Origin of the sequence: Citrobacter sp. Cf072 (assembly GCF_030334485.1) — a bacterium.
Taxonomy (GTDB): domain Bacteria; phylum Pseudomonadota; class Gammaproteobacteria; order Enterobacterales; family Enterobacteriaceae; genus Citrobacter; species Citrobacter freundii.
On sequence record NZ_JAOWDX010000044.1, the window covers coordinates 183,681 to 199,103 of the forward strand.

Genomic DNA, 15,423 nt, shown 5'->3' on the forward strand with positions numbered 1-15,423 from the left:
AAGGACATGCATAACGAACCCTTACGCCCCGACCCCGATCGCCTGCTGGAGCAGACCACCGCTCCGCACCGGGGAAAACTGAAAATTTTCTTCGGCGCGTGTGCAGGCGTCGGTAAAACCTGGGCCATGCTGGCAGAGGCCCAGCGGCTAAGGGCGCAGGGATTAGATGTGCTGATTGGCGTGGTGGAAACCCACGGACGCAAAGAGACCGCCGCGCTGCTGGACGGTCTCAGCATTCTGCCGCTAAAGCGACAGGCGCGCCATGGTCGTCATATCAGCGAGTTCGATCTCGACGCGGCGCTGGCCCGCCGCCCGGCACTCATTTTGATGGATGAACTGGCGCACAGTAATGCGCCAGGCTCACGCCACCCTAAACGCTGGCAAGATATTGAAGAGCTGCTGGAAGCCGGTATTGACGTTTTTACTACCGTCAACGTGCAGCATCTGGAAAGCCTCAATGATGTGGTCAGCGGCGTCACCGGCATTCAGGTTCGCGAAACCGTCCCCGATCCTTTTTTCGATGCCGCTGACGATGTGGTGCTGGTCGATCTTCCCCCCGACGATTTGCGCCAGCGCCTGAACGAAGGCAAGGTCTATATCGCCGGTCAGGCGGAAAGAGCCATCGAGCATTTCTTTCGCAAAGGTAACTTGATCGCGCTACGTGAGCTGGCCCTGCGCCGCACGGCCGATCGGGTTGACGATCAGATGCGTGCCTGGCGTGGACGTCCGGGAGAGGAGAAAGTCTGGCATACCCGCGACGCCATATTGCTGTGTATTGGACACAACACCGGCAGCGAAAAGCTCGTGCGTGCCGCCGCGCGTCTGGCAGCGCGCCTCGGCAGCGTATGGCATGCTGTGTATGTCGAAACGCCAGCGCTGCACCGACTGCCCGAAAAACAACGCCGCGCAATTTTAAGCGCCCTGCGATTAGCCCAGGAGCTGGGTGCAGAAACCGCCACCCTTTCCGATCCCGCTGAAGACAAAGCAGTAATCCGCTACGCCCGTGAGCATAATCTGGGAAAAATTGTCCTCGGACGTCCGACTACGCGACGCTGGTGGCGCAGTGATTCCTTTGCTGACAAACTGGCCCATCGCGCACCGGATCTCGACCTGATGATTGTTGCGCTCGACGAACCACCTTCGCGCCCTGTGCTGCAAACTGCAGATAGCCGCACCTTTAAGGATAAGTGGCGGGTTCAAATTCAGGGTTGCGTGGTTGCCGTCGCGCTGTGCGCCATCATTACGTTGATTGCCATGCAGTGGTTGATGGCCTTTGACGCCGCCAACCTGGTGATGATCTATTTATTGGGTGTTGTGGTTATCGCCCTCTTTTACGGACGCTGGCCGTCAGTGCTGGCAACCTTTATTAACGTTGCCAGCTTCGATCTCTTCTTTATTGCCCCACGCGGTACGCTGGCCGTTTCCGACGTCCAGTACCTGCTTACCTTTGCCGTGATGCTAACGGTAGGGCTGGTTATCGGTAATCTCACCGCTGGAGTGCGTTATCAAGCACGGGTAGCGCGTTATCGTGAACAGCGTACGCGTCATTTATATGAGATGTCGAAAGCGCTGGCCGTCGGACGGAGCCAGCAGGATATCGCCGCCACCAGCGAACAGTTTATTGCCTCAACGTTCCAGGCCCGCAGCCAGGTTTTACTGCCCGGTGAGAACGGTAAGCTGGCCCCTCTCACTCATCAACAGGGCATGACGCCGTGGGATGACGCCATTGCCCAGTGGAGCTTTGATAAAGGGCAACCGGCCGGCGCAGGCACTGACACCTTACCCGGTGTGCCGTATCAAATTTTACCGTTAAAAAGCGCCGACAAAACGCATGGGTTGCTGGTTGTGGAACCAGGAAATTTACGCCAGTTGATGATCCCCGAACAGCAGCGCCTGCTGGAAACTTTCACTTTACTGGTCGCCAGTGCGCTGGAACGCCTGACGCTCACCGCCAGCGAAGAGCAGGCCCGGTTTGCCAGCGAGCGTGAAAGCATTCGCAATGCCCTGCTCGCCGCCCTTTCCCACGATTTGCGCACGCCGCTGACGGTGTTGTTTGGTCAGGCAGAGATCTTAACGCTGGATCTGGCAAGCGAAGGATCGCCGCACGCGCGCCAGGCCAGCGAAATTCGCCAGCACGTCCTGAATACGACCCGACTGGTTAATAACCTACTGGATATGGCGCGAATTCAGTCTGGCGGCTTTAATCTTAAGAAAGAGTGGTTAACGCTGGAAGAGGTGGTCGGTAGTGCCCTGCAGATGCTGGAGCCAGGACTCTCTGCTCCTATTAATTTGTCGCTACCCGCGCCGTTGACGCTGATCCACGTCGATGGCCCGCTATTTGAACGGGTGCTGATTAACCTGCTGGAAAACGCTGTTAAATACGCAGGTCCAGCGGCGCAAATCGGTATTGATGCCAGCGTCGATGGCGAACATCTGCAACTGGACGTCTGGGATAATGGCCCTGGCATTCCATCGGGAATGGAGCAACGAGTTTTTGACAAGTTCTCCCGGGGAAACAAAGAGTCATCTGTACCGGGCGTTGGGCTGGGGCTGGCAATCTGCCAGGCCATTGTGGACGTGCACGGCGGTACAATTTCCGTCCACAATCGCGCACAGGGAGGAGCATGTTTCCGTGTTACACTGCCCCAGGAAATCCCCCCTGAACTTGAAGATTTTCATGAGGATATGTGACGAACGTACTGATTGTTGAAGATGAACAGGCTATCCGTCGCTTTCTGCGCACCGCGCTGGAAGCCGATGGTCTGCGTGTATATGAAGCGGAAACGCTGCAACGTGGTCTGCTGGAAGCCGCCACGCGAAAACCCGATCTCATCATTCTCGATCTCGGTCTGCCGGACGGTGACGGCATTGATTTTATTCGTGACCTGCGACAATGGAGCGCGATACCGGTAATTGTGCTTTCAGCCCGCAGCGAAGAAAGTGATAAAATTGCCGCCCTGGATGCCGGTGCCGATGACTATCTCAGTAAACCCTTTGGTATTGGCGAGCTACAGGCGCGATTGCGCGTGGCATTGCGTCGCCACGCCAGCGGCACGTCTCCCGAGCCGGTGGTGCATTTTTCCAACGTAAAAGTAGATATCGCCGCCCGGCTAGTACATCGTGGTGATGAAGAGATTCATTTGACGCCGATTGAGTTTCGCCTGTTAGCGGTACTGCTGAATAATGCCGGAAAGGTACTGACGCAGCGCCAGTTGCTCAATCAGGTTTGGGGACCAAACGCCGTCGAACACAGCCACTATCTGCGAATTTACATGGGACACCTGCGCCAGAAACTGGAACTGGACCCGGCACGTCCGCGTCATTTTCTGACCGAAACCGGGATTGGTTATCGGTTCATGCCATGACGTTAAGTTGAATATAAAAAGCCGGACCAGCGTATTTGTTGTCCGGCTTTTTCATTATTCATGCCGAATAGTGACGCTAGCGTCTTATCCGGCCTACGGTTTACGCGTTCTTCAGCACTTCGCTGACGATCTCAACCGCTTCTTTTTCGATCTGCTTGCGATGTTCTTCACCGAGGAAGCTTTCGCAGTAGATCTTGTAAGCGTCTTCCGTACCAGAAGGACGCGCGGCAAACCAGCCGTTGTCAGTCATCACTTTCAGACCGCCGATAGAAGCGCCGTTGCCCGGTGCAGCCGTCAGACGCGCGGTGATCGGGTCGCCCGCAAGCGTACTGGCGCTCACCATTTCCGGAGACAGCTTAGACAGCGCCGCTTTCTGCGCGGAGGTCGCGCTTGCCTGCAGGCGGTTGTAGCTCGGTGCGCCAAAGCGAGCAGCCAGTTCGTTGTAGTGCTCCTGCGGGTTCTTACCGGTCACTGCGGTAATTTCTGCCGCCAGCAGGCACATGATGATGCCGTCTTTGTCGGTTGACCACGGTGTACCGTCGAAACGCAGGAAAGATGCCCCCGCGCTCTCTTCCCCACCAAAGCCAAAACTGCCGTCAAACAGACCGTCAACAAACCATTTAAAGCCAACCGGCACTTCAACCAGTGTACGCCCTAAATCATTCACTACACGGTCAATCATCGCCGATGACACCAGCGTCTTACCGACGGCAACATCTTTGCCCCACTGCGGACGATGCTGGAACAGGTAGTTGATCGCCACCGCCAGATAGTGGTTCGGATTCATCAGCCCTGCCGGGGTGACGATACCGTGACGGTCGTAGTCTGGGTCATTGGCAAAGGCCAGATCGAACTTGTCGCGCAGCGCCAACAGCCCCGCCATCGCACACTCGGAGGAGCAGTCCATGCGGATTGCGCCATCTTTGTCGAGATGCATAAAGCGGAAAGTCTGATCAACGTGATCGTTAACGATAGTCAGGTTCAGGTTGTAGTGCTTTGCAATACGCTTCCAGTATTCGATACCGGAACCGCCCAGCGGATCGACACCCAGCGTCAGACCCGCTTTCTGGATCGCCGCTATGTCTACGATGTCAGCCAGTCCTTCAACAAACGGCAGAACCAGATCCTGCTCTTTCACATGACCAGATGCCAGCGCAGCGTCCAGCGACATACGCTTCACGCCTTGCAGACCGGCCGCCAGCAGCGCGTTGGCTCTGTCTTCCACCACTTTGGTGACATTGGTGTCTGCCGGACCACCGTTTGGCGGGTTGTATTTAATGCCGCCATCTTCCGGCGGGTTGTGGGACGGCGTGATCACAATGCCGTCAGCCAGCGGGCCGCCTTTTTTGTTGTGGACCAGGATAGCGTTCGATACAGCAGGGGTTGGCGTAAAGCCGTTATTTTCCTGCACGATGACGTCAACGCCGTTCGCCGCCAGCACTTCCAGTACAGAGATAAAAGCCGGTTCAGACAGCGCGTGGGTATCCTTGCCCACATAGCACGGACCAGTAATCCCGTTTTTCGCACGTTCTTCAGCAATCGCCTGGGCGATAGCCAGAATATGCGGCTCGTTAAAACTATGACGACCTGCACTGCCGCGATGTCCGGACGTACCGAACTTAACAGCGTGCTCAGCGTTCCCTGCTGTTGGTTTCAGTACATAGTACTGTGCCGTCAGTTGGGCGACGTTAATCAAATCACTCTGTTGCGCAGGTTGACCTGCACGATTGTGGATTGCCATTGCCTGGTCCTTCTAATGCAAGGATTAAATTGTTCCGCAAACCTTTTCAATCAATTCCGCAGGGAATTGCATTGACTGCATGATGTGTTCAACCATGCTGCATTTACGGCCGGTATTGGTATTGGTGATCACCCAGTACGGCGTGCCTGGCACGTGCTTCGGTTTGGTTTGATTACCATTTTTCAGCAGCGTCTGTTCATCAGCTGCAAAATAAACACGCGTACGACCATGCAACGATTCCGTTGCTTCGGCGAACGCGTTTTGATCCAGTGAATAGAGTGTAGACAGCACCAGCATAAAGCGATTTACTGCTTTCTTCTGTTCCGCGTATTCGTCGGACAGCAGCAGCTCACGCATCGCGCGCACTTTATCTTTTACGGGGTTAACCGGCTTGGCTTCCACGACAGGTTGCACAGCGCGGACTTCTTTGACTATCGGAGTGACAGGCTGTGATGCGGCGGAAAATTTCAACATACGCCGTAAAATGTCGGATGCGCTCTCGCCAATATGCTTGGTGTGGCTGGCAATATAGCTATAGAGTTCATCATCAACTTCAATCGTTTTCATCTTAATCCAGTGCAGTGTTTAGCTGAATACAAGTTGTCGGGGTAAACACACGTAGTGTAAAGGCAAATCCCAACAGCGGATAGCGTCAAGCCTGGTGGCCAGCAAAACTCAGAGTAACCGTAGTTGTTGCAGCCATGTGGCAGAATGGTCAACATGATACCCTAACCCGTGAGTGTGAAAAAAAGAACTTTGCCATGAAATTGAATATCCGAGCGCAATCTGCGCAAAACCTGCACAATAATTCTCCCATCGTCCTGGTTCACGGCTTGTTTGGCAGCCTGGATAACCTGGGGATCCTGGCACGCGATCTAGTAACCGACCACGACATCATCCAGGTCGATATGCGAAACCATGGCCTCTCCCCTCGTTCACCTGAGATTAATTATCAGGCCATGGCGCAAGATCTGCTGGATACGCTTGACGATCGGCAGATCGAAAAAGCGATCTTTATTGGCCACTCGATGGGCGGAAAAGCCGTCATGGCGCTGACTGCTCTGGCTCCGGAACGCGTCGAACGGCTGGTCGCCATCGACATTGCTCCCGTTGACTACCATGTTCGCCGCCACGATGAGATTTTTGCGGCAATCAATGCCGTAACCGATGCACAAGCGTCCTCACGCCAGCAGGCGGCAAGCGTCATGCGCCAGCACCTGCAAGAGGAAGGTGTTATCCAGTTTCTGCTGAAATCCTTTGTTGACGGCGAGTGGCGCTTTAACGTTCCCGTATTGTGGGATCAATATCCGCATATCGTCGGTTGGGAAACCATTCCTGCGTGGGAGCACCCGGCGCTGTTTATCCCAGGCGGCAACTCACCGTATGTTACCGAAGCGTATCGCGAACAACTACTGGCGCAATTCCCACAAGCTCGTGCGCACGTTATAGCAGGCGCCGGGCATTGGGTGCATGCCGAAAAACCGGAGGCGGTGCTGCGCGCCATCCGTCGTTATCTGAGCGAGCAGGCTAACTGATTAAAAACTCAGCGTCTGCGCGCGATTACGCGCGCGGGCGTTGGCGTGTCTCCCCTGCTGATGTATTATGGCGCGCTATCCATCCGGGCAGACGCCTGGCTGATTGTTTCCCCGAAGTCACCAAGATCATGGCCAAAGAACAAACGGACCGTACGACATTAGATCTGTTCGCGCAGGAGCGTCGCCCGGGACGACCCAAAACTAATCCGCTCTCGCGTGATGAACAGTTACGTATTAATAAACGTAATCAGCTTAAGCGTGACAAAGTTCGCGGGCTTAAGCGTGTCGAACTGAAACTGAACGCTGATGCCGTTGACGCTCTGAACGAGCTGGCTGAGGCACGCAACATGAGTCGCAGTGAACTCATCGAAGAGATGCTGATGAACCAACTCAGCGCATTGCGCGGTCAGGCATAGTCTGAATTTCTGCTCTAAATCATAAATCGTGTAGCACAGAGTGCAGTCCTGCGTGTTTGCTGTTTCCGCATGCCAGACTGTTCTGCTATGATTGCCCTTATCCGTGGGCAATGCGCCACCACCATTTCAATAAGTTTCAAGAGGTTATTTTACTCATGGCAATCACTGGCATCTTTTTCGGCAGCGACACCGGTAATACCGAAAACATCGCAAAAATGATTCAAAAACAGCTTGGTAAAGACGTTGCCGATGTTCATGACATTGCAAAAAGCAGCAAAGAAGACCTCGAAGGGTATGACATTCTGCTGCTCGGCATCCCAACCTGGTACTACGGTGAAGCGCAGTGCGACTGGGACGACTTCTTCCCTACCCTCGAAGACATTGATTTTAACGGCAAACTGGTTGCATTGTTCGGCTGTGGCGACCAGGAAGATTACGCAGAATATTTCTGCGATGCGTTAGGGACCATTCGCGACATCATCGAACCGCGCGGCGCAACCATCGTTGGTCACTGGCCAACGGCGGGTTATCACTTTGAAGCATCCAAAGGTCTGGCTGACGACGACCATTTTGTCGGTCTGGCTATCGATGAAGATCGCCAACCTGAACTGACCGCAGAACGCGTAGAAAAATGGGTTAAGCAGATCTCTGAAGAGCTGCACCTCGACGAAATCATTAATGCCTGATTTCGTGTGGCGCAGATTTCCATCTGCGCCGCATCAATAGATAAAACCAATCAAAATAATTGCTACAAATTTGTAACTTTTTCGTCTGACCCTGTACAATGGCTGGATGCCAATCGGGTGTTGCACAGTGTGTTTGTCGGCGATACCACGTTTTGATTAACAATATATGCCAGAGACTTGCAGTTTTCATTTAGCCATGGCAGTTCTATAATGAATCGCATTATCTCAAGTGCAATTTCTGTCACTTCTGTTAATGAAGTGAATCGTTTAGCTACAGGACAGATTCCGCATGACTGACAACAATACCGCATTAAAGAAGGCTGGCCTGAAAGTAACGCTTCCTCGTTTAAAAATTCTGGAAGTTCTTCAGGAACCGGATAACCATCACGTCAGTGCGGAAGACTTATACAAACGCCTGATCGATATGGGTGAAGAAATTGGTCTGGCGACCGTGTATCGCGTGCTGAACCAGTTTGATGATGCCGGTATCGTGACCCGCCATAATTTTGAAGGTGGTAAATCCGTCTTCGAATTGACTCAACAGCATCATCACGATCACCTCATCTGCCTTGACTGCGGCAAAGTGGTCGAGTTCAGCGATGATTCCATCGAAGCCCGCCAACGTGAGATTGCGGCTAAACATGGCATTCGCTTAACTAACCATAGCCTCTATCTTTACGGTCACTGTGCCGAAGGCGATTGCCGCGAAGATGAGCACGCCCACGACGGCAAATAATGTAATGCTTTCTGAAAAGCCAACCATCCGGTTGGCTTTTTTTATGGGCATTACCTGCCCTTTTCCCCTTCCCTCCGCTCCTGTGTTGCTTTAATGTAAAAATCAATTGCCCCCTTCCGGAGAGTCGAAATGGAACTTCGCCAGCTACGCTATTTTGTGCGCATTGTAGAAACCGGCAGCATGGGTAGCGCGGCGCTCGATCTCAATATCGGGGTTTCGGCACTCAGCCAGCAAATGTCGCGTCTGGAAAACGAACTCGCTATTCGCCTGCTGCAGCGCACTTCGCGAGGCGTGACCCCCACCAGCGCCGGACTGGCTTTTTACTCCCAGGCGCAGCTGGCGCTCCGTCACGCAGACGATGCAATCCTCGCCGCGCGTGAATCCCGGCTTTCCGGGCACGTCAGCGTCGGCATGGCTCCCAGTACCGCTTCAGTTCTCGGTATGCCTTTTATTCACGCCATGCGGGAAAGCTATAGCGATGTTCGCCTGCATGTGGTGGAAAGTCTCTCTGGTAATCTGGAACGGATGATTAATACCCGCCAGATTGATCTGGCTGTGGTGTTTCAAAAAGAAAAGATCCTGCGCTGGAGTGCCAGACCGATTCTCGAAGAACGGCTGTTTTTGATTGGGACCCATGCCCTACTGGCTGATATTACCGATGACAATATTGCCCCAGCCCAGTTGGCGAGTATTCCATTGATAATGCCCAGCCCAGGCCACGGTCTGCGCGGCAGGCTGGAAGCAATTTGTCAGGAACACTCGCTGAACATTGAGATCGCTACAGAAATTGATGGTCTGGCGCTGCTGATGCGCGCCGTGCGCAGTGGCATTGGCGCCACTCTTCAACCCGGAGCGGCGATTTCCCATCTCGATAAAGAGACGCTAAGAGTGATCGGCGTCCATAATCCGATACTTAGCCGCCCCAACTTTCTGGTGAGCCTCTCTGACGATGAGCTCACCCCGGCGGGCCTCGCAGCCCGCGTGGTGCTGACGAAAGTGATGCATCAACTGGTGGAAGCAGGAAGCTGGCCAGGTGCCATCCTTTACAATAACTAAAGCCCTCTTTAGCACTACGTCATAGCGCCAGCACAAGCCGTTCGCATACATTTCAATTACAAATTTAACAATTAGTTAAATGGTAATGGAGTATACGATGGTTGATGTTCTGGTGATTGGCGGTGGCAATGCTGCCTTATGCGCTGCCCTTACCGCCCGGGAGCAAGGCGCTTCCGTTTTACTACTCGAAGCGGCTCCCCGGGAATGGCGTGGGGGAAATTCCCAACACACGCGTAACCTGCGCTGTATGCATGATGCACCGCAGGATGTGCTGGTGGAAAGCTATCCGGAAGAGGAGTTCTGGCAAGATCTGCAGCGCGTCACGGAAGGAAATACCAACGAAGCCCTGGCTCGTCTGGTGATCCGCACCTCTTCACAGTGTCGCGACTGGATGCGCCGACACGGCGTCAATTTTCAACCTCCTCTCTCTGGCGCTTTACACGTGGCGCGAACCAACGCCTTTTTTATGGGCGGTGGCAAGGCCCTGGTGAATGCCTATTATCGCAGCGCAGAAAAACTGGGAGTGCAGATCCGCTATAACACCCCCGTTCAGACGCTTGAACTGCGTAATGGCGAGTTCGTGGCGGCGCTGGCAGGTGAAGAGCGTATTACAGCGAAATCCTGCGTGCTTGCCGCTGGCGGGTTTGAGTCAAACCGCGAATGGCTGCGAGAAGCGTGGGGAGAGAACGAGCGCGGCGAATGGCCTGCAGATAACTTTCTGATTCGCGGCACGCGCTTTAACCAGGGCGTACTGCTCAAATTTATGATCGATGCCGGAGCCGACATCATCGGCGAACCCTCCCAGTCACACTGCGTAGCCATTGACGCCAGAGCGCCATTATATGACGGCGGGATTTGTACCCGCGTGGACTGTGTTTCGCTCGGCATAGTCGTCAACCGTGACGCTGAGCGTTTTTATGATGAAGGCGAAGATTTCTGGCCCAAACGCTACGCCATTTGGGGACGACTGGTCGCCCAACAGCCCGGGCAGATTGGCTACTCCATTATCGACAGTAAAGCCATCGGCCACTTCATGCCTCCGGTCTTTCCTGGCGCACAGGCCAATACGCTGGCGGAACTGGCTCATCAGTTGGGGCTGAATGGCGAACACTTTACCCACACCGTGACGGAGTACAACAACGCCTGCCAGCCCGGCCAGTTCAACCATACCATTCTGGATAACTGCACGACAAAAGCGTTAACCCCCGCGAAGACACACTGGGCGCGACCACTGGACCAGCCGCCTTACTACGGCTATGCCCTGCGGCCAGGGATCACCTTCACCTATCTCGGGTTAAAAGTAAATGAACGCGCTGCCGTACACTTTGCCGGGCAGCCAAGCCGCAACCTGTTCGTCGCCGGAGAGATGATGGCGGGCAACGTGCTGGGCAAGGGCTACACCGCAGGCGTGGGCATGTCAATCGGTACCACTTTTGGCCGTATTGCCGGAAAAGAAGCCGCGCTGGCCGCACGTAAGGAGACTCGTCATGAGGCAGCTTGAGAAACTGATTATCGACGCGCAAATTATCACCGAACCGGAAGCGGAAGTTGAACGCGTGATGCAGGTCTGCAACGCCTGTCGCTATTGTGAAGGATTTTGCGCCGTGTTCCCGGCAATGACGCAGCGCCTGGAATTCGGTAAAGCGGATATCAATTATCTGGCAAACTTGTGCCATAACTGCGGTGCCTGCCTGCACGCCTGTCAGTATGCCCCGCCTCATGAGTTTGCCATCAACGTGCCGAAGGCGATGGCAGAAGTCCGGCTTGAAACCTATCAGCACTACGCGCAACCCGCGGCCTTTGGAGCGCTTTATCGTCGCGCAGGCGTCACCGTGACGCTGGCGCTGGTTTTCGGTCTGATCCTGTTTTTACTGCTCGCCATGGGGTTAAAAGGCTCGTTACTCCATCCACCGCTGGCCGGAGATTTCTACCAAATTTTCCCGCATAACCTGCTGGCCTGGATGTTTGGTTCGGTATTTATTCTGGCGATAGGTCTGCTGATGACGGGCGTTATCCGCTTCTGGCGCGAGATTTCTCCCGGTATGCCACGTTCCGTCGAAATTGCAGAAGCTTCACACGATGCGCTGACACTAAAGTATCTCGATGGTGGGCACGGTAAAGGTTGTAATGAAGCAGATGATGCCTTCACTCTGATGCGGCGCCGTTTTCATCACTTCACTTTCTACGGTTTTCTGCTCTGCTTTGCCGCCACCGTGGTGGCGACGGGCTATCACTATTTCGCAGGTATAGAAGCACCCTATCCGTTCTTCAGCGTTCCGGTCATGCTGGGCACGTTGGGTGGCATTGGCCTGGTTGTCGGCCCGGCTGGCTTGCTATGGCTCAATCTCAAGCGCTCACCGCTACATGGCGACGCACGGCAAAAACCGATGGATCGCGGTTTTATTTTGCTGCTGCTGCTGACCAGTCTGACCGGTTTAGCCCTGCTGGCAGGAAGAGACTCGTCCTGGATGGCTATTTTGCTCGCCATTCACCTCGGCGTGGTCATGGCGCTCTTTCTGACCATTCCTTACGGAAAATTTGCCCATGGATTTTACCGCTGCGCAGCCTTACTCAAGTGGGCGATTGAGAAACGGCGCGGCAAACAGGCGGGGGTCACAGACAACTAACCCGCACACTCTTACCTCTATAAATATTATGATAAGACAGTGGAGCAGACCCAATGACACAACAACCATCGCGCGCCGGAACTTTCGGCGCAATACTGCGGGTAACCAGCGGTAATTTTCTCGAACAGTTCGACTTTTTTCTGTTCGGGTTTTACGCCACCTATATTGCAAAGACCTTCTTTCCCGCGGAGAGTGAATTTGCCGGGCTAATGTTAACTTTCGCCGTTTTTGGCTCGGGTTTCTTAATGCGACCCGTTGGCGCCATTGTGCTGGGTGCTTACATCGACAGAATTGGTCGTCGTAAAGGCCTGATGGTGACGCTGGCGATTATGGGCTGCGGTACCCTGCTGATAGCCCTGGTACCTGGCTATCACAGTATTGGCCTGCTGGCTCCCGTGCTGGTATTGCTTGGACGATTATTACAGGGATTTTCTGCAGGCGTAGAGTTAGGCGGTGTCTCGGTTTATCTTTCGGAAATCGCCACGCCTGGCAATAAAGGCTTCTACACCAGTTGGCAGTCGGCCAGTCAACAGGTCGCCATTGTGGTAGCGGCGCTGATTGGTTACGGTCTGAACGCCACTTTGGGACACGATCAGATCTCGGAATGGGGCTGGCGCATTCCCTTCTTTATTGGTTGCATGATTATTCCTTTGATCTTCGTGCTCCGCCGCTCGCTGCAGGAAACAGACGCATTTTTACAACGCACGCACCGCCCCGACACTCGGGAAATTTTCACCACTATCGTCAAAAACTGGCGTCTTATCGCTGCAGGTACGCTGCTGGTGGCGATGACCACAACGACATTTTACTTCATCACCGTCTATACCCCGACCTACGGCAGGGCTGTACTCCACCTGAGCGCTCGCGACAGCCTGGTGGTCACCATGCTGGTCGGTATTTCTAACTTTATCTGGCTGCCCATTGGCGGGGCCATTTCTGACCGAATTGGTCGTCGTCCGGTGTTAATGGGGATTACCGTACTCGCTCTGATCACCACCTGGCCGGTAATGCACTGGCTCACCGCCGCACCAGATTTTACACGCATGACCTTGGTCCTGCTTTGGTTCTCATTCTTTTTTGGTATGTATAACGGGGCAATGGTAGCCGCACTCACCGAGGTGATGCCGGTCTATGTGCGTACGGTGGGCTTTTCACTGGCATTCAGTCTTGCCACGGCGATTTTTGGCGGCCTAACGCCGGTCATATCCACGGCACTGGTTCAGCTAACCGGGGATAAAAGCTCACCGGGATGGTGGCTGATGTGCGCGGCACTTTGCGGACTCGCCGCCACGGCAATGCTGTTTGTCCGGCTAAGTCGGGGTTATCAACCAGTGGAAAATAAGCTCTGAAATGCAAACGGGCGGAAAATTCTCCGCCCGTTGTCTTTTTCATTTTTTGAATTACTGTGCGGCATTCTTGCTGCGAATTTCCTGCCAGACTTTATCGCAATCAGCATTAACGGCCTGATCGTTACCCGTGCGCGTAGCCTGGATACACTGCTGATAATCCAGCACGCGTACGCTTTCTTCATTGGCAAACTGCTGGTGCTGTTTTTCTTTCTTCAGTACATTCAACACGCTTTGGCAGGCTTCTATTTTTTCCGGCGATCCTTGAGCGGTATTAATACACGCACTGTAGGCTTCTTTCAGACGGCTGTCTTCTTTCGGTGCAGGGGATTGCGTACAAGCCACCAGCCCTGATGCCATAACGGCGATGAGTATCAGTTTTTTCATAGCACGTTCCTCAACGAGGCGGCAGGCGCCCGGCCTGCCGCTATTGGCATTAGAAGATAGTGAACGGAGCAATAACGATGAATTTCACGTCACGCTCATCCTGGAAGATGTTGCCGTAACCACCACCCCAGCTCGGAATATCTGAATGGTTGTCGTACTGGGTGAAGTGCAGTTTAAACATAGTGCCCTTCGCACGACCATCCTGCAGGGTGTAGACCGCATCCAGGCTGTAAGAAGATTCTTCGATAGTGCGGTTTTTGTCGTAGTACGCATCCGGGTTGAGCTGCCAGGTAGCGGGTTTGGCATCCCATGCGTAAACGTAGGACGCGCCCACTGCCCAGCCCGGCAGGTTCCAGTTCTTCAGGTCATACATTGCGCCGAAGAAAACTGCCTTTTCGCCGTTGGCGTTGAAGTCAGAACGGTTATCCCACCACACGTCCAGGCGACCGTTTGATGAGGCGTAGGTCGGGGTCATACGCTGCAGGAAGTAGCCTTGCTGCCCATCTGCTTTAACCCATGTGCCTTCCAGACGCAGGTCAACCACTTCCGCTACTTTATAACCGAAGGTCAGCGCCTGCAGCCAGGCCGTGCCGTCATAAATATCGTTCACGGTGCGATCGTCAACTTTGTCACGTGCGCCGTAGAATTGATAGCTGGTAGTAAACGGGTTACCGCCTAAATCGAATTTGTAGCTGGCTTTGGCGAAGTACTGATCGACGTAGCCTTCAGACTGACCAAATGCCGCTTCCAGTAACAGGTTATTTTTGAAGTCATATTTCGCGCCGATTGAATGCAGGTAATCAACGCTGGTCTTTTTATCAGCCTGATAGAATTTATCGACTTCGGTGTGCCACGGCGCTTTATATTCGTTAGCCCACATATAGGAGAAGCTTAGTGCGCCAGCATCACCATAGTCGAAGTTGGCACCGGCTTCAGCCCCCTGATAGGTACCTGGCATAAAGCTCCAGTGCGGTGCCAGCAAAGTCTGCCCGGTTGGTTGAATGTAACCGGCACGCGCCCAGGTTGGGCCGTATTTAAATTTAGCTGCTGCTTTATAAAGGCTAATCCCGCTCTTATCGCCGGAGTAATCCTCGTCATAGCCTTTATTTTTGGAAGAGAATGCGATTTCGTTTGGATGGCCGCTTTCGCTACTTTCGTTCATTTCAATAGCGGTAAATGCTGCGATATCAATACCAAACATATCGGCCGCATAACCAGACTGGAAGTCGAGGTTAGCGTTCCAGGTGGAGTGAGAAAGGTTGGTTTTGTATTTGTCATGATCGGTCACATCTTTACGGTCACGCTCACGCTGCCAGTAATAGATGCCGCCGGTTAAGGTTGAGTCATCAATAAATCCTTCGGCGTGTACCTGCGGAGCGACAACAAAACCCGACATTGCTGTGATACCGGCGATAGCCAGCGCCAGCGTACTACGTTTGCCACTAAACGTACGCATATGTTAATCCTCTTTGACATAAAAATGCTGCCGATATAAGCGGACAGCGAAAAAACAAAAATTAAAAAAGTA

At 53.7% G+C, this 15,423-nt stretch carries 15 protein-coding genes; 11 read left to right on the plus strand and 4 right to left on the minus strand.

The features are described from left to right. Window positions 1-6: 6 nt before the first annotated feature. On the plus strand, window positions 7-2,691 hold the full coding sequence (gene kdpD, locus OGX66_RS09965) for a two-component system sensor histidine kinase KdpD (RefSeq protein WP_046669868.1): 2,685 nt from the start codon (window positions 7-9) through the stop codon (window positions 2,689-2,691). Further along, a complete protein-coding gene (kdpE, locus tag OGX66_RS09970; protein WP_003022856.1) occupies window positions 2,688-3,365 on the plus strand; it encodes a two-component system response regulator KdpE in 678 nt (225 codons plus the stop codon). The genes kdpD and kdpE overlap by 4 nt, the downstream gene beginning before the upstream one ends. Before the next feature lie 100 nt (window positions 3,366-3,465). On the opposite strand, the gene pgm is transcribed toward kdpE, so the two are convergent. Then, entirely contained in the window at window positions 3,466-5,106 is a 1,641-nt protein-coding gene (pgm, locus tag OGX66_RS09975; protein ID WP_136345849.1) for a phosphoglucomutase (alpha-D-glucose-1,6-bisphosphate-dependent), read from the minus strand. A 24-nt stretch (window positions 5,107-5,130) separates the two neighbouring features. Next, entirely contained in the window at window positions 5,131-5,673 is a 543-nt protein-coding gene (gene seqA / locus OGX66_RS09980; RefSeq protein WP_003022848.1) for a replication initiation negative regulator SeqA, read from the minus strand. 194 nt (window positions 5,674-5,867) lie between these two features. Here seqA and ybfF point away from each other — a divergent pair, with 194 nt between their 5' ends. The 9 genes from ybfF to OGX66_RS10025 all read left to right on the plus strand — a co-directional run bounded on the left by ybfF (window position 5,868) and on the right by OGX66_RS10025 (window position 13,511). After that, the gene (gene ybfF, locus OGX66_RS09985; RefSeq protein ID WP_115489927.1) at window positions 5,868-6,641 is read left to right on the plus strand and encodes an esterase; all 774 of its coding nucleotides are present in this window, start codon (window positions 5,868-5,870) and stop codon (window positions 6,639-6,641) included. A gap of 128 nt (window positions 6,642-6,769) precedes the next feature. After that, a complete protein-coding gene (gene ybfE, locus OGX66_RS09990; RefSeq protein WP_003022842.1) occupies window positions 6,770-7,057 on the plus strand; it encodes a LexA regulated protein in 288 nt (95 codons plus the stop codon). Window positions 7,058-7,212: 155 nt separating this feature from the next. Continuing rightward, window positions 7,213-7,743, plus strand: a complete 531-nt coding sequence (gene fldA / locus OGX66_RS09995) for a flavodoxin FldA (RefSeq protein ID WP_003022839.1) — start codon at window positions 7,213-7,215, stop codon at window positions 7,741-7,743. Between the two features lie 210 nt (window positions 7,744-7,953). Beyond that, a complete protein-coding gene (locus OGX66_RS10000; RefSeq protein WP_049259739.1) occupies window positions 7,954-8,040 on the plus strand; it encodes a ryhB-regulated fur leader peptide in 87 nt (28 codons plus the stop codon). Continuing rightward, window positions 8,033-8,479 (plus strand): ferric iron uptake transcriptional regulator, encoded by a 447-nt coding sequence (fur, locus tag OGX66_RS10005; RefSeq protein ID WP_003022836.1) that lies wholly within the window; start codon window positions 8,033-8,035, stop codon window positions 8,477-8,479. The genes OGX66_RS10000 and fur overlap by 8 nt, the downstream gene beginning before the upstream one ends. Before the next feature lie 129 nt (window positions 8,480-8,608). Beyond that, window positions 8,609-9,535: a tricarballylate utilization LysR family transcriptional regulator TcuR gene (tcuR, locus tag OGX66_RS10010; protein WP_016149789.1), complete on the plus strand. Its 927-nt coding sequence runs from the start codon at window positions 8,609-8,611 to the stop codon at window positions 9,533-9,535. Between the two features lie 97 nt (window positions 9,536-9,632). After that, entirely contained in the window at window positions 9,633-11,036 is a 1,404-nt protein-coding gene (gene tcuA / locus OGX66_RS10015; RefSeq protein ID WP_136345848.1) for an FAD-dependent tricarballylate dehydrogenase TcuA, read from the plus strand. After that, the gene (gene tcuB, locus OGX66_RS10020; protein ID WP_049003255.1) at window positions 11,023-12,162 is read left to right on the plus strand and encodes a tricarballylate utilization 4Fe-4S protein TcuB; all 1,140 of its coding nucleotides are present in this window, start codon (window positions 11,023-11,025) and stop codon (window positions 12,160-12,162) included. The genes tcuA and tcuB overlap by 14 nt, the downstream gene beginning before the upstream one ends. 53 nt (window positions 12,163-12,215) lie before the next feature. Continuing rightward, complete coding sequence (locus tag OGX66_RS10025; protein WP_049003253.1) at window positions 12,216-13,511, plus strand: MFS transporter; 1,296 nt, start codon at window positions 12,216-12,218, stop codon at window positions 13,509-13,511. A 51-nt stretch (window positions 13,512-13,562) separates the two neighbouring features. Here the strand turns inward: OGX66_RS10025 and OGX66_RS10030 are convergent, their stop codons facing one another. After that, entirely contained in the window at window positions 13,563-13,895 is a 333-nt protein-coding gene (locus OGX66_RS10030; protein ID WP_003022817.1) for a ChiQ/YbfN family lipoprotein, read from the minus strand. Between the two features lie 49 nt (window positions 13,896-13,944). Further along, entirely contained in the window at window positions 13,945-15,351 is a 1,407-nt protein-coding gene (gene chiP / locus OGX66_RS10035; protein WP_003835544.1) for a chitoporin ChiP, read from the minus strand. Window positions 15,352-15,423 lie beyond the last annotated feature (72 nt).